17 protein-coding genes and 1 pseudogene are annotated in these 16,688 nt (G+C 50.4%); 10 read left to right on the top strand and 8 right to left on the bottom strand.

The window, feature by feature from the left end; all coding sequences use genetic code 11:
- Positions 1-65: 65 nt before the first annotated feature.
- From Q0537_RS06575 to Q0537_RS06540, 8 genes are all read right to left on the bottom strand, one after another.
- Positions 66-1,616, bottom strand: coding sequence for a flavocytochrome c (locus Q0537_RS06575; RefSeq protein WP_297963064.1), 1,551 nt, complete (start codon positions 1,614-1,616; stop codon positions 66-68).
- 262 nt (positions 1,617-1,878) lie between these two features.
- Positions 1,879-2,706 carry a radical SAM protein gene (locus Q0537_RS06570; RefSeq protein WP_297883247.1) on the bottom strand — a complete coding sequence of 276 codons (828 nt, stop codon included), beginning with the start codon at positions 2,704-2,706 and terminating at the stop codon, positions 1,879-1,881.
- Entirely contained in the window at positions 2,706-3,482 is a 777-nt protein-coding gene (locus Q0537_RS06565; RefSeq protein WP_297883238.1) for a 4Fe-4S binding protein, read from the bottom strand. The genes Q0537_RS06570 and Q0537_RS06565 overlap by 1 nt, the downstream gene beginning before the upstream one ends.
- Positions 3,475-4,332, bottom strand: coding sequence for a substrate-binding domain-containing protein (locus Q0537_RS06560; RefSeq protein ID WP_299226249.1), 858 nt, complete (start codon positions 4,330-4,332; stop codon positions 3,475-3,477). Before Q0537_RS06560 ends, Q0537_RS06565 begins: the two co-directional genes overlap by 8 nt.
- 71 nt (positions 4,333-4,403) lie before the next feature.
- Entirely contained in the window at positions 4,404-5,513 is a 1,110-nt protein-coding gene (locus Q0537_RS06555) for a double-cubane-cluster-containing anaerobic reductase (RefSeq protein ID WP_299226246.1), read from the bottom strand.
- Positions 5,514-6,281, bottom strand: a complete 768-nt coding sequence (locus tag Q0537_RS06550) for an acyl-CoA dehydratase activase (RefSeq protein ID WP_299226243.1) — start codon at positions 6,279-6,281, stop codon at positions 5,514-5,516.
- Between the two features lie 154 nt (positions 6,282-6,435).
- A complete protein-coding gene (locus Q0537_RS06545) occupies positions 6,436-7,368 on the bottom strand; it encodes a DMT family transporter (protein WP_299226240.1) in 933 nt (310 codons plus the stop codon).
- A gap of 6 nt (positions 7,369-7,374) precedes the next feature.
- Positions 7,375-8,280: a DMT family transporter gene (locus Q0537_RS06540; RefSeq protein ID WP_299226237.1), complete on the bottom strand. Its 906-nt coding sequence runs from the start codon at positions 8,278-8,280 to the stop codon at positions 7,375-7,377.
- A 519-nt stretch (positions 8,281-8,799) separates the two neighbouring features.
- Here Q0537_RS06540 and der point away from each other — a divergent pair.
- From der to Q0537_RS06490, 10 genes and pseudogenes are all read left to right on the top strand, one after another.
- On the top strand, positions 8,800-10,185 hold the full coding sequence (gene der / locus Q0537_RS06535; RefSeq protein WP_299226234.1) for a ribosome biogenesis GTPase Der: 1,386 nt from the start codon (positions 8,800-8,802) through the stop codon (positions 10,183-10,185).
- A pseudogene (locus Q0537_RS06530) lies at positions 10,172-10,666 on the top strand (shikimate kinase); the annotation flags it as partial. The gene der and the pseudogene Q0537_RS06530, both read left to right, overlap by 14 nt.
- Positions 10,667-11,153: 487 nt before the next feature.
- Positions 11,154-12,125: a tryptophan--tRNA ligase gene (gene trpS, locus Q0537_RS06525; protein ID WP_299226232.1), complete on the top strand. Its 972-nt coding sequence runs from the start codon at positions 11,154-11,156 to the stop codon at positions 12,123-12,125.
- Between the two features lie 10 nt (positions 12,126-12,135).
- Entirely contained in the window at positions 12,136-12,636 is a 501-nt protein-coding gene (locus Q0537_RS06520; protein WP_299226229.1) for a DUF2628 domain-containing protein, read from the top strand.
- Between the two features lie 51 nt (positions 12,637-12,687).
- Positions 12,688-12,954 carry an ACT domain-containing protein gene (locus tag Q0537_RS06515; protein WP_298956716.1) on the top strand — a complete coding sequence of 89 codons (267 nt, stop codon included), beginning with the start codon at positions 12,688-12,690 and terminating at the stop codon, positions 12,952-12,954.
- Between the two features lie 9 nt (positions 12,955-12,963).
- A complete protein-coding gene (locus tag Q0537_RS06510) occupies positions 12,964-14,301 on the top strand; it encodes a PFL family protein (RefSeq protein ID WP_299226226.1) in 1,338 nt (445 codons plus the stop codon).
- Positions 14,302-14,325: 24 nt separating this feature from the next.
- Complete coding sequence (locus Q0537_RS06505; RefSeq protein WP_299226224.1) at positions 14,326-14,739, top strand: hypothetical protein; 414 nt, start codon at positions 14,326-14,328, stop codon at positions 14,737-14,739.
- Positions 14,740-15,219: 480 nt separating this feature from the next.
- Positions 15,220-15,411 (top strand): hypothetical protein, encoded by a 192-nt coding sequence (locus Q0537_RS06500; protein ID WP_299226221.1) that lies wholly within the window; start codon positions 15,220-15,222, stop codon positions 15,409-15,411.
- Positions 15,369-15,578 carry a hypothetical protein gene (locus Q0537_RS06495; RefSeq protein ID WP_299226218.1) on the top strand — a complete coding sequence of 70 codons (210 nt, stop codon included), beginning with the start codon at positions 15,369-15,371 and terminating at the stop codon, positions 15,576-15,578. Before Q0537_RS06500 ends, Q0537_RS06495 begins: the two co-directional genes overlap by 43 nt.
- 648 nt (positions 15,579-16,226) lie before the next feature.
- Positions 16,227-16,430, top strand: coding sequence for a hypothetical protein (locus tag Q0537_RS06490; RefSeq protein WP_299226215.1), 204 nt, complete (start codon positions 16,227-16,229; stop codon positions 16,428-16,430).
- The last annotated feature ends 258 nt before the right edge of the window (positions 16,431-16,688 follow it).

Raw genomic sequence — 16,688 nt, 5'->3', positions numbered from 1 at the left:
GGCATGTAGCCCATCAAGTCAAATTTTAACGAAACCCACAAAAAGCGTCCGAAAGACGCCTCAAATTAGCCTATATTCTCACCAGCTATCATACCAAACGTTAAGCAATCAGCTATCGCCACGCTACCTAAGCGGCTAGCTCCGTGTACGCCGCCCGTGATCTCGCCTGCGGCAAATAGGCGCGGGATCGGCATCTCTGTTTGTAGCGAGATAACCTGAGCTTTGGTATTGATGTCGATACCGCCCATGGTGTGGTGGAGTTTTGGCGTACCTCGCATAGCGTAGAAAGGCGGTTTCGAGATATCTACGCCGTTTGTAGTGGTTTTATCCATAGGTTTGCCGAAGTCCTCGTCTTTGCCCGATTTAACGAAGCTATTATATCTCTCGACAGTCTTTTTTAGCTCTGCGGCAGGGATTTTATAAAAAGCCGCTAGTTCGTCTAGGGTTTCAAATTTCTTTAGTACGCCTGATTCTAGCGGTTTAGTGTAGTGCTCAGGTATGACCATATTTTTTACGCCATCACTATCGCAGAAGTTGATCGGATAGATATCGGCTTTTGCGTCTATTACTTTAAACATAGCTTGAGAGCGGGTGCGGCGGTCCGCTAGCTCGTTCATATAGCGTTTGCCGGTTCTTGGATCTACTGAAATTCCGTAGCGGAAGCTTCCGTTTACGTTAAACATAGAGCCTACGCCAAAGCCTTTTTCATCAGGGCATGCCCATGGACCAAACTGTATCCAGCTTAGCTGCACCGGAGTTGCGCCGATTCTAAATGCCTCTTTCATAGCGCCTGCGGTTGCGCCAGGGTGGTTGGTGCTATCTGTGGTTGGCAATATAGATGGATCTTGGACTTGTCTAAAAAATACGTCGCGGCAAAATCCGCCCGCAGCTAGTACTACGCCTTTTTTAGCTTTTATAGTCTTTTTAGTTCCGGTAGTGTTTTCGGCGTCGTCTTTTTGGCTTTTTGGATCAAATTTATAATCCTCTCTGATGATCACGCCGTCTACGCCGCCATCTTCGCCTAGGACAAATTCGTCAAATTTAGCTCTTTGTCTTAGCTCGCAGCCTTGTAGGTTTTTAAAGTATTCTACCATCGGCTGAACGATACCTGAGCCCGAGCCGTTAGCGGTCTGAAGCGATCTAGGCACGCTGTGTCCGCCTGCGTGAGTAACTTTATCTATGTATTTAGCGCCGCATTTTAGAGTTAGTTTATATGCATCTTGCGCGCGAGTAGCGATGGTGTCGATTAGATCTACGTGGTTTAGGCCGCGGCCGGCTTTTAGGCAGTCTTTGATAAATAGCTCGTTGCTATCTTTGATGCCTTCTGCTTTTTGTTTGTCGCTGTTTGGAACGGCAAATATTCCGCCGTTAATTACGGAGTTACCGCCTACGCGTCCCATCTTTTCTAGGATTAGGACTTTATTGCCCTTTTCGGCTGCAGTGATACCGGCTGCAAGTCCTGCAAAACCGGAACCAACGATAACTACGTCCCACTCTTCGTCAAATTTGACGTCTTTAGCGTTAACCGCAGCATTTGCGTTTACGGAGCCGAGCGCTAAAGCACCCGCGCCAACTAGGCTCATTTTGAGCAGATCACGTCTTGAAACGTTTTCCATGATGTCTCCTTTATTTTACCGTTATACGGTTTTTTTGATGCCTAATTTTGGAGTTATTGTACCAAAAGTTAAATAAAAGCAAAATAATATTATTTAAAAATTGTCTTTAAATTTTAGAAAACCGCCGCCGCTAAAAAGCCGCTTATCGGTTGCCTACTAGCTCTAAATTTAGACAAATTTTAAATTTAAATCTCTACATAAAATTTTGTGCGCTATGAGAGTGTGTATCCTGCGCCGGATAAAGACCTGCAAAAGCAGGTCTTTATTTCTCGCAAAGCTTGCCGCACGCATCGGCGCGGCATCTGCTGCAGTGAGTCATTTGGTGAATGGAGCCGCCGATTAGCTTTCGCATGCTGCGAATTTCTTCGTTTGAGGGCGATTTGATATTTGCAAAAGGGGTGCCATGCACGGGGATCATCGCCATGCAGTTCATGATATCGGCCTGCCACTCTTTGGCCTTTTTCGCGATTTGCGGGACGTGATCCATATTTACGCCAGGCATTACGACCGTATTGATCTTTACGATCATGCGAGCTTCTTTTAGCTTGCGAATCCCTTCCTCTTGGCGCTCCGCAAGAATTTTAGCGCCCTCTTCGCCGCGATAAATTTTGTTTTTGTAGCGCACCCACGCATAAATTTTGCCGCCCACGCCCGGCGTTACGGCATTAACGGTCACCGTCACGTGGCTCACGCCGATACGCACGATATCGTCCACATGCTCGGGCAGAGCTAGGCCGTTTGTGGATAGGCAAAGTAGGGCGCGAGGGAAGCGGGCTTTGCATTTTTCAAAGGTAGCTAGGGTCTTGTCGGCATCGCACATAGGATCTCCGGGCCCTGCGATACCGATGACCGAGATATCCTGTCTAAATTTAAATAGATTTTCCACGTATAGCGCGGCCTCGTCCGGGCTTTGCACCCTCCCCGTTACGCCGGGTCGATTTTCGTTTGCGCAGTCGTAGATGCGGTTGCAAAAATTGCATTGGATATTGCAATTCGGCGCTACGGGAAGGTGCACGCGCCCGTAGGCGGCGGACGCTTTTTTGCTAAAGCAGGGGTGATTGTCGAAGGAGGGTTTGGCGAAAAAATTCATCAATCTTTTTTCCTTCCGAATTTGATGGCATCCGCGTGGCAAACATCCATACAATCGCCGCAGTTCGTGCAGTTCATCTCGTCCGGTCTCGTGCCCATTTCGCATTTGCGCAAACAGGCGTTGCAGTTATCGCAGGCGCTCGTTTTATAAACGCGAAATATTGAAATTTTACGCAGCAGCTCCATTATGCCGCCGCTAGGACAGGCGAAGCGGCACCATAAATTTGCGACGATCAAGGACGCAGCGATGAGGGCCACGACTACGGCAGTGCGAACCGCCCAGTACCAGTCGGAAAATTTAAAGGACATGATAACGGCGTTTAGATACTCGTCGCTGGTGCGGATAGGGATCATAACTCGAGGGTTGCCGTAGATAAAATACACGCCCGCGCTAAGCAAAACGGCTAGAACCATGCCTATCTGCGCATATCGTAGCTTTCTGTTATTTTTTAGCTTGAGCTTAAAAGCGGCAAATTTGCCGAGCATTTGATTGACGAATCCGCCCGGGCAAATCCAGCCGCAAAACGCGCGCCCAAGGAAAATAACCAGCACGGGTACAAACAGCCAAAAGCCGAAAAACACGGTCGCGATCCGCCCCCAGCACGTAACGATCGGACAGGATTGGCAGTTTACGAAAGGCACGATAAATGGGCATCTAAAAATCCCGTAATACGCCCATTGTCCGATCGCGCCTATAAAAATCAGCTGCACCAAGCGACGAATTTTAGTTAGCCTAGAGACTTTTTTCATCTTTGCCATATTTACTATACTAAACATCTTTTACACCAAACCTTTCTATGAGTTCAAGCCCGCGCGCTGAATGGATGGAGGTAAAGCCGTGTCGCTCGAAAATTTCCTGCCCGTCCGAGCAGACGAAGTCTGCAAAGTCATCGGCAAGCTTCTCGTCTTTTACGTATTTCATGATATTTAGCGTAAAGGTAAGCGGCCCCGGCGGGATGAGTTTCTCGTCGATAGGCATATATTCGATTTTGTCTTTAAATCTATCGTGCGTCGTTAGGCGCTTTTCGATGATGGACGCATCACCCTTGCCATCTAGCAGATCGCACATCATGGTGATTACGCATGAACCGTTGGCGACCATATTTTTCATGACCGGCTCAGTAAGGCCGGAATTTTTCAAAATTCCCTTTACCGGTCCGCTACCCGGAGGCGATGCCCTTAGCGGCAGCATCACCCGCACGCCGGGTTCTGCTAGATCTTTTAGATCGCGAATGCCCGCGGGATTTCCTTTCGGCACCACTAAGACGTAGTCGGTAAAACACAGCGGTCTAAAGCGAAGGCTAAGGCCAGCCTTGCGTAGTTTTTGGCTTAGCTCCAAAACGCGAGCTCCGAAAACCTCTGTCTTGCCCTGCAAGGCCAGTAGCGACTTTCCGAGCGCACCCGCAAAGGCGCCGGTGTACTGGATATTATGCCCCGTTTTGGACTCGTACGCTGCGTTTATCTGCGCAAAAGCCTCAGATAAACCTCCGCACGACCAAACTTGCAGCGAATCAGGCTTAAACGGCGTGAAGCCGGCGAGCATCGATTCGGGTCTGGCGATGGCTGCCGCTGCCAAAGCTCCTTTTAAAAAGCCGCGACGAGATGCGTCTACTTCTTTAAATTTCATCTAACCTCTCCTTTCTTTGGTTTGTTTTTAAATTTAGAAAATTCTTCATTTTAAAATTTCGAGCCACCCGCTTAAAGCAGTTCTATAAACGCTTCTAGACGCGTTCGGATTTGCCCCACGTCCTGTTTGGAGTAGTCGGTCTCCAAGCTCATATAGTTCGCTCCCGCTTCGCGGCTCGCCTCTTTGATCCTGTTCGTTTCGATCGCGTAGGTGTGGCAGCCGCTTAACACGACGTCAACGACGCCGTCTGCTTGATACTCGCGGATAAATTCCTTGATAATATCGCCTCTGGCGTCGTTTTGATACATCACCGAACATGGAATTTTAAGGTAACGCTCGGCGATATTTGCGACCAGATCGCCCTTTGTTTGCACTTGGTTTTGATAGCCTTTGGTGCCGGAGCAGTTTTCAAAGGCTACCACGTCCGCGCCCAGCTCCTCTATCTGCTTGATAACCTTCTCATACACGCCCCCGCTTGGACAGCCGGTGATGATGATCCGCTTTTTGTGCATTTTAGGCGGCGTCATATTCTTCGCGGCGGCTATGTAGGCGCGTATCATTTTAAGCTTCTCCTGCTTGTCGTATATGAAGTCGCTCGCAAATGAAATTTGATGAATTTCGCTGCCTGCTACCGGCATCGGATTTAGTTTGCCAAGCTCTAAAAGCTCCAACATCACCTTGCGCTCTTCGTTGTAAATTTGCACCGCATCGAGCAGCGCTTCATCGGTGATTTTCGTATCAAATTTTTGCTCTAAAACTTTACGAAATTCCCTAAGCTCGTCGGTAAAAAGCTCCAAGCTCTTGCCGTCTCTCATATTCGGCAGTTGCAACACGTGGACGTCCTTGTGCTTTGCCAGCAGCTCATACATCTTTTTCTTGCCGTCGCAGGTCGTTTCGCCTATGACGAGATCGCTGGCGTTCATATAGGGGCATTTTTTCGTAACCGCGTAGCCGTAGCTTGCTTTGATTAGCGGGCAAAGATTGCGCGGAAGTTTGGCGTGAGCGGCGTCTATCGGGCTCTCGTCATAGGCGCAAAGCCCAACCGGCACGGCGCCCGCGGCGTAAATAAGCTCCTTCGGCGAATAGGTGCAAAACATTCCCACTACGTGTTTGCCTTGCTCTTTTAGATCGTGCAGAGCCATTGCGTTACGCTTTTTAAGCGCGTCAAAATCCATCTTCATCTATTTTAAAATTTCGTTTGCTTTGCGTGCACCGATAAGCGCAGCGCCCATCGCGCCGCAGTAGATTGCGTTTTCGCAAGTAAAAATTTCAGCCCCCAGATGCTCGCCTAGAAGTTGTTTAAAGAGCGGTGCGTTGCTAAGTCCGCCGCTTAAAAAGTAAATTTGATTTTCCAGCCGTTTGATGAGTGAGGCGACCTTGTGCGCGGAGGAGTCGAGGGTATCGTAGGCGATCTCGCTAGTTTCAGCTCCGTTTGCGCTTAGCGAGACGATCTCGCTTTCTGCAAAAACAGTGCAGGTCGAGCTAATTTTAATCGCGGGATTTTTTCGAGCGGTCTTGTAAATTTCGCTAAGTTCAAGCCCCAAGCGGTCTGCGCTAATCTCTAAAAATTTGCCCGTGCCCGCCGAGCATTTGTCGTTCATGATAAAATCCACGGGCTTGCCGTTTTCTATTTTGATAGCCTTGGTGTCCTGCCCGCCCACGCCCTCTACGGTGCAGTCTTTCTCGAACAAAAAGTGCGCCCCAAGGCCGTGGCATGAAATTTCGCTCATGCTAAGCTGTGCGTAGTCCACGCTGACGCGCCCATAGCCCGTAGCCGTCACGAAGCCATTGCCGTAGCCTTTTTGCTCCAAATTTTGCTTGATCTGGCGCGCGACCTTGACCGCGCTAAAGCCGCTAGGCAGTAAAAACAGCTCGCAAAATTTGCCGCACTCATCCATAACGGCGACCTTTGATGAGGTCGAACCGATGTCGATACCGATAAAATGCATAAAATTTAAATCCGTCGAAAAATATTTCTACGCCGTAGAACTTTATCGCAATCTTAGCTTTTTAAGACTTTTATATCGCTGAAATTTGGCGCGGGCTCGGTGCGTATTTTAAATTTAGCCTCGCACCGCGTTTGAATCGGTTTTAAATTTAAATTTAGCGCTCGCGGGCGATTAAAATTCCGCTTAAAATCACCACCGCGATGCCCGCTAGCACGATCGGGCCAGGTAGCCGATCGCCTAGCATAATTCCAAGCGCCATACTAAAGAGGATATCGCTGTAGCTGATCGCAGCGACGATGCCCGCTTTGCGCGAGGCGGCGTAAGCGCGCGTCATGTAAATTTGAAAGTAGATCCCGCTGACGCCCAGAAGCGCCACTAGCACCCAGCCAAAAAGGCTTGGCGGGTTGAAATAAGCGAGCTTCGCTAAATCCGCCCCGCTGAAAAGTCCTAAAATTTTAACCTCGCTACCTTCAAGCGCCCAGCCCGCAGCCATCATCATCGCGCTTAGAAAGGTAGCGGACGAGACAAAAACCAGCACGATGAGGTTGGTGGCGTAGTGCTTGCGCAGCTCGCGCACGCTCGTGTATGCAAGCCCCGCGCACATGCCGCCGAAGATTCCCACCGCATCGGTTACGCTGATGCCGATGTGCGGGCGCACGACGAGTAAAATTCCGCCAAATCCGAGCAGTATCGCAAACCAACCCTTAGAGCTTAGCTTTTCGCCTAAGAAAAATGCCGAAAATAGCGCGGTGAAAATGGGCGCCGTCTTTTGGAAGGTAAAAGCGGTGCCAAGATCGATGTGAGCGATATTGTAAAAGGTCGCTAATATCCCGCAGCTGCCGATAAAGCCGCGAAACGCGAGCAGCCACGGCTTGCCGCCCGGGCCCAGGTTTTTTACCCGCCGTAGCGAAAATAGCACGATCGCGATGCCTACGACGTTGCGGAAAAACACGATCTCGGCGCTACTCATATGCTCTGCCATGACCTTGGCTAAAGCGCCGTTTAGCGCAAAATAGAAGCTCGCTACGAGCATATAATAAACGCCCAGATGTTTCAGCCAAAACGCGGAGTAAAGCTTCTGCTTCATCGCGCGCTACTTTCGGTTCGCCACAAGTGTGCCCGCGGCGATGATGAGCGCCATACCTCCAAGCGCCATGAAACTGGGCAGGGCGTCGCCTAGCAGCAGCCCAAATAGCGTCGAAAAGATGATATCTGCGTAGCTGATCGTAGCTACTATGCCCGCTTTGCGCGTCGCGGCGTAGGCCTTGGTGACGTAGGTTTGATAAAACAGCCCCAGCAGCCCTAAAAGCACGGTAAAGAGCCAGCCCTGCGCGTTTGGAATTTTAAATTTAGAAAGCATAAAGCTCAGCGCGGGCGCGTCTATAAATTCCGCCGCGATCATAAGCACTACGGGCATCAGCGTGCCGGCAAGAAGCGCCGAGAAGATGATCGTATCGGAGCTATAGTATTTACGTAGCCCGCGCACGGAGGTAAGCGCCATTGCGGCGAATAATCCGCTTAAAATTCCAAAAATATCGCTCGGCTGCAAGCCAAACTGCGGCTGAATCACCAAAACGATGCCCACAAAGCCTAGGCAGACCGAAAACCAGCCCATCGCGCCGAATTTTTCGCCGAGGGTAAAGTACGCGATGATCGCCGTCCAAATGGGCGCCGTTTTTTGAAAAGTAAATGCCTCGCCGAGGCTGATGTTAGCGACGTTGTAAAAAAACACCATTAGCCCCAAAATCCCGATAATGCCGCGAAACGCGAGCGTAAAAGGATGACCGCCCTTGTTTGCGAAGCGCGCCGCGCGGGGACGCGCCTTGATTTTATAAAGCAGGATCAAAAGTCCGGGCAGATTGCGAAAGAGCACGACCTCAAGCGATGAAATTTGCGCGCCCAAAAGCTTGGCAAAAACGCCCGTAAGAGAGTTGTAAAAGCACGCCATCAGCATATAATACACGCTTAGATGGTGCAGCAAGAAGTTGTTGTATTTCATCGCGCCCCTTTAAATTTGCGGAATTATACACGCATAATGATTAAATTTTAATATTCCGCCGTTTTTACACCCTCGCCGCTCCGTTGTTTCTAATCCTCGCTGTGTCATCACTTTTAATCTTGCCACGCCGCCTGTTTTTGAGCGCCTGGCGCGACGGCTCGGTTTTGTACTTCGGCGCTTGAATGCGCAAAGCAGCCAAATTTGCCCAGCTGCGGGTTTATATGCTTTCGCGCGTCCTCGCCCGTTTTTGTGCTTCAACCGCTAGCTTTCGCGCTCGTGTTTCGGTTTTAAAATTTTATAAAATTTACGCATCGCCCCGTTCCGCGCCGTCTAAGGCGATGGCTCGCGCGTTTTGATGCCTTGCGTCCGTGCGGCGTTCCGCTAGTGCCGCGATAAATTTCGCTAAATTTGGCGCCTAAATTTCATAAAATTTCGCCGCTTAGCTCCGCGAGCGAGCGCGTAGAATTTGGCTTTAATCTATTTTTGGTTATAATCGCGCCAAAAACTACAAGGACGAACGTGAAAAGTTTGATCATCATCGGGCGCCCCAACGTCGGCAAGTCGAGCCTTTTTAACCGCCTAGCGGGCGCTCGCATCGCCATCACGAGCGACGTTGCGGGCACGACGCGCGATACCAATAGAGCCGAAGCCGAAATTTTCGATCGCCGCGTGCGCGTGATCGATTCGGGCGGCTTGGACGACGCCTCCGAGCTGTTTGCGCGCGTGCAGGCTAAGACGCTAAGCGAGGCAAAGAGCGCGGATTTGATAATCTTTATGACGGACGGTAAGCTGCTTCCGAGCGATGATGAGCGGCGGATATTTTTCTCGCTGCAAAAGCTCGGTAAGCCCATCGCCCTAGCGGTCAATAAAATAGACGGCAAGCGCGATGAGGAGCGCAGCTGGGAGTTTAACGAATTCGGCGTTAAATTTTTCCCGATCTCCGTTTCTCACAACAGCGGCATCGACGAGCTCAAAGATTGGATCTACGGATTTTTGGACCCTGCGCCCGCGAGGCAGGACGAGGATGAAATTTTTGATGATTTTATAGAGGGTTTCAACGATGAGGGCGAGCCGAAAGAGGGGCGCGACGAGGAATTTTATGCAGACAAGACCATCTGCGTAGGCATCATCGGGCGGGTAAACGTCGGCAAATCAAGCCTTCTAAACGCGCTTGTGGGCTCGCAACGCTCGGTCGTGAGCGATTATGCGGGCACGACGATTGATCCGGTGAATGAAAGCACGGAATTTGGGGGACGCACGCTTGAGTTTATCGACACGGCGGGCATTCGCCGCCGCGGCAAGATCGAGGGCATCGAGCGCTTCGCGCTAAATCGCACCGAAAAAATCTTGCAAAACTCCGACATCGCGCTTTTGGTACTTGACGCAAGCGAGCCGCTAAACGAGCTGGACGAGCGCATCGCGGGGCTTGCGGCTAAATTTGAACTCGGGCTCATCATAATTTTAAACAAATGGGATCTTTGCGAGCGCGATTACGACGAGTTTTGCCGCGATCTGCGCGATAGGTTTAAATTCCTTTCCTACGCGCCGATCATCAGCGTCAGCGCGACGGACAGGAAGCGGATCCATAAAATTTACCCGCTCATTTTGGAGGTTTATTCAAATTTCACGCGCAAGCTCGGCACCTCAAGGATCAATGAAGCGGTAGAAGCCGCGATAAAGGCGCATCCGATACCTCGCGAGCGGGGCAAATCGGTTAAAATTTACTACACCGCGCAGATCGGCTTTGCGCCGCCGAAGATCGCTCTTGTAATGAACCGCCCGCAAGCGCTGCATTTTAGCTACAAGCGCTATTTGATGAACAGGCTGCGCGCGAGCTTTGCTCTTTCGGGAAGTCCGCTAGTGCTGCTGCCGCGCAAAAAAGGGGAGGGCGATGAAGAGCGGTAATATCGTACTCATCGGCTTTATGGGGGTCGGCAAGGGCACGGTAGCGCGGGCTCTGGCTGCACAAAGCGGGATGTTTGCGCTTGATTGCGACGATATGATCGAAAGCTACGCCAATAAAAAGATCGGGCAAATTTTTAAAGAGCAGGGCGAGCAGAGCTTCAGAAAGATGGAAGAGAGCCTTGCGAAATTTTTAGAAAAGTCCGTTCGGAACGCCGTGATCTCCACCGGCGGCGGCTTTTACGCCGTGAAAAATTTAAACAAAATCGGCACCGTCGTGTATCTTAAATCAAGCTTTGAAGGGATTATTGAGCGCTTAAAAAACAGCGAAAACGCGGAGAAAAAATTTGCCAAGCGCCCGCTGTTAGCGGATCTGCAAAAGGCTGCGGCGCTGCACGCCCAAAGAGACGGGGCGTATGAAAAAAAGGCCGACATCATAATCGACGTGGAAAATAAAAGCGTAAAAAAGATCGTAAAAGAAATTTGCTCCGCCTGCGACGGGCTAAATTTAAAGGGGAAAAAGATGTCTAAGCAGAAGTGCTCTGGCGGCGGCAAAAATTCCGAGCCGCACGGCAAAGAGGGTAAAAACGATAAGCTTAAAAAGAAAGAGGCGCTAAAGCAAAAGCTGCGCGAGCTACTAGAGGGCTTAGAACGCGAAGAAATTCCAAAGCGGGTGATCGCATGGCACTTCGATCTTTACGAACCTTATGCGCTGCAGCTCGCAGGATCGAGCAGCTACGACGGGGATGACGACGACTGGGCGTGCGAGGACGAGGATGAATTTTATCCGCAAAGCTCGCGCTTGCAGCTTGATTTTTTAAGCGAGCTTTCGTGGCGGCAGGTTTTAAAACTGCTCGTGCAGGCTCTGCGCGAGCTGCGAGAGCAGATGCCAGATGCAAAAATTTTTAAGTGCAAGTACATTGCCGTGGGTTTTGTGGACGGCGATCTGATTTTGATTTAAAGGAGCAAGGATGAGAATTTTAACGGGTCTTCAGCCCAGCGGCAAGCTGCATTTGGGTAACTACTTCGCAAGCATCAAACAGATGGTGGATGCGCAAAACGCGGGCGAGCAGATGTTTATGTTTATCGCAAACTACCATGCGCTCACGTCTGTAAGCGACGGCGCAAAGCTAAAAAACTCCACCTACGAGGCCGCCGCGGCGTTTTTGTCTCTCGGGATCGATCCGAAAAAGACGGTGTTTTGGGTGCAAAGCGACGTGAAAGAGGTGCTGGAGCTTTACTGGATTTTAAGCGGATATACGCCGATGGGGCTGCTCGAGCGGGCGCACGCCTACAAAGATAAGATCGCCAAGGGTTTTGAGAGCAAACACGATCTGTTTAGTTACCCCGTACTGATGGCGGCGGACATCCTGCTATACAGCGCGGAGGTCGTGCCCGTGGGCAAGGATCAGATCCAGCACGTCGAGATCGCCCGCGACATCGCGCTTAAATTTAACAACGCCCACGGCGAAATTTTAACTATTCCGCAAGCGCGCGTAAATGATGAAGTGGCGATCGTGCCGGGCACCGACGGCGCGAAGATGAGTAAAAGCTACGGCAATACGATCGATATTTTCTCAGATGCCGCGACGCTAAAGAAGCAAATTTCAAGTATCGTAACGACCTCCGAGCCGCTGGAGGCGCCTAAGCAGTGGCGCGGATGCAATGTCTATAATATCGCGAAGCTGTTTTTAAGCGAGGCGGCGGAGCAAGCGGCGCTGCGGGCTCGCTACGAGCGCGGAGGCGAGGGGCACGGGCACTTCAAGGCGTATCTAAACGAGCTCGTGCTTAGCTACTTCAAAGACGCGCGGGATAAATTCGAATACTATCAAAGCCACCGCGAAATTTTAGACGAGATGCTAAGACAGGGCGCGCAAAGGGCGGCTGCGACGGCTGCTTCATTGATGCAAAAGGTTCGCGCCGCCGTGGGGATTTATCGCTAAGGAGAGTGAGATGACGGATTACGCTAGAGAAATTTTATCTGACGGCAAGCTGCTTCGGCAGAAGCTGGAAATTTTCTTGCAAACTCCTAGTAAGGTTGAAATTTACGCACGTGCCTGCGAGAAATTTTTCGCCGCGGGCAAGCAGCGCGAGTTAAATTACGTAAGTACGTGGAGCTGGTGGGGATTTTTCGGTACGCTGTTCTTTTTTCTGTACCGCAAGGAGTATAAAATTGCCGCAGCCCTATTTGCCGTTATGGTAATTTCTTGCTTCGTTCCGTTTTTGGATGGACATGATAGAACTATAGGAACGGCGATTAGCGTCAGTAGCGGGACTATGGCGAAATATTACGTTTGCGATAGTTTTGTTTCATTGTTAGATAAGCAGGACGACGAAGCCCTAAGACGGGGCGGCGGCGTGAATAGATGGGCGATATGGCTCGCGGTAATATTTTACGCTTTTGTCGCAATTGTGTTTGCGCTAATAATTTCAAACGGCGGCAAAATTCAGTAGTTTTAAAAGGCTTCCGCGCTCAAAAACGCTAAATTTTAAAAAGGAGTAAGAATGAAAGCGATCGTAACGGTGATCGGTAAGGACAAGGTTGGCATTGTGGCGGGCGTTTCGGCTAAGCTCGCGCAGCTTGGGCTAAACATAGACGACATCAGCCAGACGGTTTTAAACGAGTTTTTTACGATGATGGCGGTGGTTTCCAGCGAGGAAAAGCAGGACTTCACGGCTCTACGCGAGGAGCTAAACGAGCTAGGCGAAAAGCTAAAAGTTAAAATCAACATCCAAAGCTCGGCGATATTTGACGCCATGCACAACATCTAAGGCGCACAGATGGATATCAAAAACGTAACCGAAACGATCGCGATGATCGAGGAGCAAAATTTCGACATCCGCACGATCACGATGGGCATCAGCCTGCTTGACTGCATCGATCCCGATATGGGCAAGGCAGCGGAAAAAATTTACGCAAAAATCACAGACAAGGCGCACGATCTGGTAAAGGTCGGTAATGAAATTTCAGCAGAACTCGGCATCCCGATCGTAAATAAACGCGTCTGCGTAACGCCTATCGCCATCATCGGCGCTGCGACGAACGCTACTGATTACGTCCCGCTGGCAAAAGCGATGGACGAGGCGGCGCAAAAGGTCGGTATCGATTTTATCGGCGGCTTTTCGGCGCTAGTGCAAAAGGGCTACGCAAAGGGAGATAAAATTTTAATTAACTCCATCCCTGCCGCGCTCGCCGCGACGCAAAAGGTCTGCTCGTCGGTAAATATAGGCTCGACCAAAACGGGCATAAATATGAGCGCGGTCGCCGACATGGGGCGCGTGATCAAAGAGACGGCGCGGCTTTCCGATCTTGGCGCCGCCAAACTCGTCGTGTTTGCCAACGCCGTCGAGGATAATCCCTTTATGGCGGGCGCATTTCACGGCGTGGGCGAGGCCGAGGTCGTTATAAATGTGGGCGTATCAGGCCCTGGCGTCGTTAAGCGCGCGCTTGAGAAGGTGTGCGGGGCGAGCTTTGACGTGGTCGCCGAGACCGTAAAAAAGACGGCGTTTAAGATCACGCGCATCGGACAGCTTGTAGGCCAAATGGCGTCTGAGCGGCTGGGTGTAAAATTTGGCATCGTCGATCTATCGCTAGCTCCGACCCCGGCGGTGGGCGATTCGGTCGCGCGCGTGCTTGAGGAGATGGGCTTAGAGCGCGTCGGCACGCACGGCACGACGGCTGCGCTTGCGATGCTAAACGACGCGGTCAAAAAGGGCGGAGTGATGGCTTGCAACCAAGTAGGCGGGCTTAGCGGCGCGTTTATCCCCGTCTCCGAAGACGAAGGTATGATCGCTGCAGTGCGCGCAGGCTCGTTAAATTTGGAAAAGCTCGAAGCGATGACCGCGATCTGCTCGGTGGGGCTCGATATGATCGCGATCCCCGAGGATACGCCCGAGCAGACGATCGCCGCGATCATAGCCGACGAGGCCGCGATCGGCGTGATAAATCAAAAAACGACCGCCGTGCGCATAATCCCAAAAGGTAAAGAGGGCGACACGCTGGAGTTTGGCGGGCTTCTTGGCAGCGCGCCGGTGATGAGCGTAAATAAAAACTCCTCGGCTGACTTCATCGCCCGCGGCGGCCAGATACCGGCTCCTATTCATAGTTTTAAAAACTAAATTTAACCCGCTTAGGGAGGAAAAATGAGAGCGTTTGCGTTATTTGCGGCAGTTTTGCTTTTTAGCGGCTGCTCCATAATCTCGGCATTTTATAGCAAGGAGAAAAAATTCGAGCTGGCGGGCTTGGGGCAAGACGGGGTTTATAGGACTTCGGACGGCAGCGGAGATACGCTAATAAAAATAACGTCCGCCCGCACAAAAGAGGGCGAGCCGTATCGTATAATCCACACGCTGGAAATTCCTAAAAATTCTACCCAGACGGATTTTGATAGCAACGATAAAGAGGTATTTAAAATAGACTGCTCCAAGAATCGTTGCTCGCCCGAATATGACAGGGAGCCGAAAAGAATCGCCATTTCTTGGCCCGCGCCGAATGGGGGCGGCGTTTTTGACGGCGCCATATATCTAAAAAATTTACGGCTCGTAAAGGCGTATTAAATTTGTGGATTTAAAAGCGCGCAAAATTCGTAAAATTTAGCGAGTAAAATTCTAAGTCGCCACGATGGAATTTTTGAGCTTTAAATTCTGTGCTGCAGGCGTGGAATTTTGAGTTAAAATTTCGGCGCGGAATTTCGCTTTTAAATTTTACGGCGTGAAATTTTACGGTGCGCTGTCTCTACGGCGCGCGATCCCCACGGCGCGCTAAAATTTTAAAATTTCGCCGTAAGACGCGGCATTAAAATTTCATCGCCGCGCGAGACGGACAGCGGCGGGTCTTTTGAAATTTTAAATTTTAAAGCGGCTTTCATTGGAATTTTAAAATTTAAAAGTAATTTGCTTCGTTATCATTGCCCGTCCGCCAAGAAGCAGGTAAAATTCTATTTCGGCGCGGATTTAAACATGGCGCGCAAAAATGGGCGCGGCATCAAAATTTTAAAAGACGACACGCAAATATGGGGCAGAAATAAAATGCAAAAAATGGCTTGGAAATTTGGCGAGCTTGAAAAAGTCGCGACAGACGAGGGTTTTATTTGGTACGCGGAGCTGGCACTAAAAAGCGAAAGCTTCGGCGAGGTGCCGTTTTGTCTTGTGTCTGCGGATACGGCGGATGTGGACGATGAGGGGTCTTGCTCGCGCAGCGCATCGCCCGAGACATCGATCGGTACGTAAAAGACGCTCTTGTCTTCCTGCGAGACGAGCTTAGACGCGAGTATTGTTTGGGCGAGGATGAGCTTAGGCTGCTTGACGTGCTCGTTTGCGATCTGCCGTTTGAGCAGCCGCAATGCACGTTTTACGCGCGCGATACACAGTGGCTGCTGGGGTCCGGGCGCGCTTGATATTTGCGAGCCTTTCGGCATCGAGGTGATTTTCAAGGGTGAAAGACCGCTGCGCGTGGAAAATCTAGAGCTTTGTGGGGAGTATTAACCGCGGAAAAATTTCAAATTTAGAGACGATTTTAAAATTTACGCAGCGCACAAATCGGCGCATTATGACGCGCTCTCGCGGATAAATTTAATCGCAGCTCGTTGTCCTTTTTGAAATTTTGTGGCGCACTGCGGCGGCTAAGATACGCTTTGGCAAGGCGGCGTTTAAATTTCATTTCCCGCGCCGTGCAAATACTTCGTTCGTGCCCTTAAAAGCGAGCGTTTATGACGGCGGCGCGAATGTAGGTGCAGGCAGGCTTGGAATTCTACGAAAAATTTTGAAAGTATCCGCGCACAACGGCGCGTAAAAAACACGCGAAAATTCGGCGTCTGGGCGCATGTCCGCTCATAGCCGCTGCGGATTGAGAGAGTTAAGCTACAGAATTTAAACGCAGGGCGCGCAGGAAAAAGTCGAAGATAGGTGCGGAGACATGCAAAAAAAGCGAGAAAAAAGCGTAAAGGCGCGCGGCGGTATAGAGTAGGGTAGTGCGGGCTGCCGCAAATCAGGCTCGCAAATTGCGGATCGAAAGCAAGTTAAAACAAAAAGCTCGGTGCGCGGATTTGCAGATCTGGCGTCTAGGAAAGGATGGGACGCGCGTCGCGAATTTAGCGATTTGGCGCGCAGAACGCGAATCAAAAAGCGCCGTAAGCAAAGAGGCGCGCAGCGAAATTTTGCCGCAAAATTTACGCTTTTTAAAATTCTATAAAATTCTGCTTGCAGAGCTTGCCCGTGAAATTTTTAAAGCTCTTGGCGGTCTGTTTTGAAATTTATAAAGCAGATTGCCGCGCAAGCGCCGCCGAGTAAAATTTGAGATCAAAGCAAGCTGAAAGTAGAAATTTTAAGCGCGAGTAAATCGGGCTCGCAAATTGCGGATCGGGCGTCTGCGAAGACAACGGCGCGGAGCGCAAATTTAGCGAGAAAACGAGAAAAATGATGTATAAATTTCGCGCGCAAACTATCCTAAATTTAACGAACAAATTTTAAAACCGCTCTCGCAGAATTTTGCGACTAAATTTTACGCT

Origin of the sequence: uncultured Campylobacter sp., assembly GCF_938017775.1 — a bacterium.
GTDB lineage: Bacteria > Campylobacterota > Campylobacteria > Campylobacterales > Campylobacteraceae > Campylobacter_B.
Note: the sequence above shows the minus strand (reverse complement) of the source record. Positions and strands in the feature narration are given on the sequence as shown.

Coding starts and splice junctions, on each gene's coding strand:
- Q0537_RS06575 (WP_297963064.1), bottom strand. CDS start 1,616: ATGGAAAACGTTTCAAGACGTGATCTGCTCAAAATGAGCCTAGTTGGC.
- trpS (WP_299226232.1), top strand. CDS start 11,154: ATGAGAATTTTAACGGGTCTTCAGCCCAGCGGCAAGCTGCATTTGGGT.
- Q0537_RS06570 (WP_297883247.1), bottom strand. CDS start 2,706: ATGAATTTTTTCGCCAAACCCTCCTTCGACAATCACCCCTGCTTTAGC.
- Q0537_RS06505 (WP_299226224.1), top strand. CDS start 14,326: ATGAGAGCGTTTGCGTTATTTGCGGCAGTTTTGCTTTTTAGCGGCTGC.
- Q0537_RS06545 (WP_299226240.1), bottom strand. CDS start 7,368: ATGAAGCAGAAGCTTTACTCCGCGTTTTGGCTGAAACATCTGGGCGTT.
- Q0537_RS06510 (WP_299226226.1), top strand. CDS start 12,964: ATGGATATCAAAAACGTAACCGAAACGATCGCGATGATCGAGGAGCAA.
- Q0537_RS06520 (WP_299226229.1), top strand. CDS start 12,136: ATGACGGATTACGCTAGAGAAATTTTATCTGACGGCAAGCTGCTTCGG.
- Q0537_RS06560 (WP_299226249.1), bottom strand. CDS start 4,332: ATGAAATTTAAAGAAGTAGACGCATCTCGTCGCGGCTTTTTAAAAGGA.
- Q0537_RS06550 (WP_299226243.1), bottom strand. CDS start 6,281: ATGCATTTTATCGGTATCGACATCGGTTCGACCTCATCAAAGGTCGCC.
- Q0537_RS06515 (WP_298956716.1), top strand. CDS start 12,688: ATGAAAGCGATCGTAACGGTGATCGGTAAGGACAAGGTTGGCATTGTG.
- Q0537_RS06500 (WP_299226221.1), top strand. CDS start 15,220: ATGGCTTGGAAATTTGGCGAGCTTGAAAAAGTCGCGACAGACGAGGGT.
- Q0537_RS06540 (WP_299226237.1), bottom strand. CDS start 8,280: ATGAAATACAACAACTTCTTGCTGCACCATCTAAGCGTGTATTATATG.
- Q0537_RS06555 (WP_299226246.1), bottom strand. CDS start 5,513: ATGAAGATGGATTTTGACGCGCTTAAAAAGCGTAACGCAATGGCTCTG.
- Q0537_RS06565 (WP_297883238.1), bottom strand. CDS start 3,482: ATGTTTAGTATAGTAAATATGGCAAAGATGAAAAAAGTCTCTAGGCTA.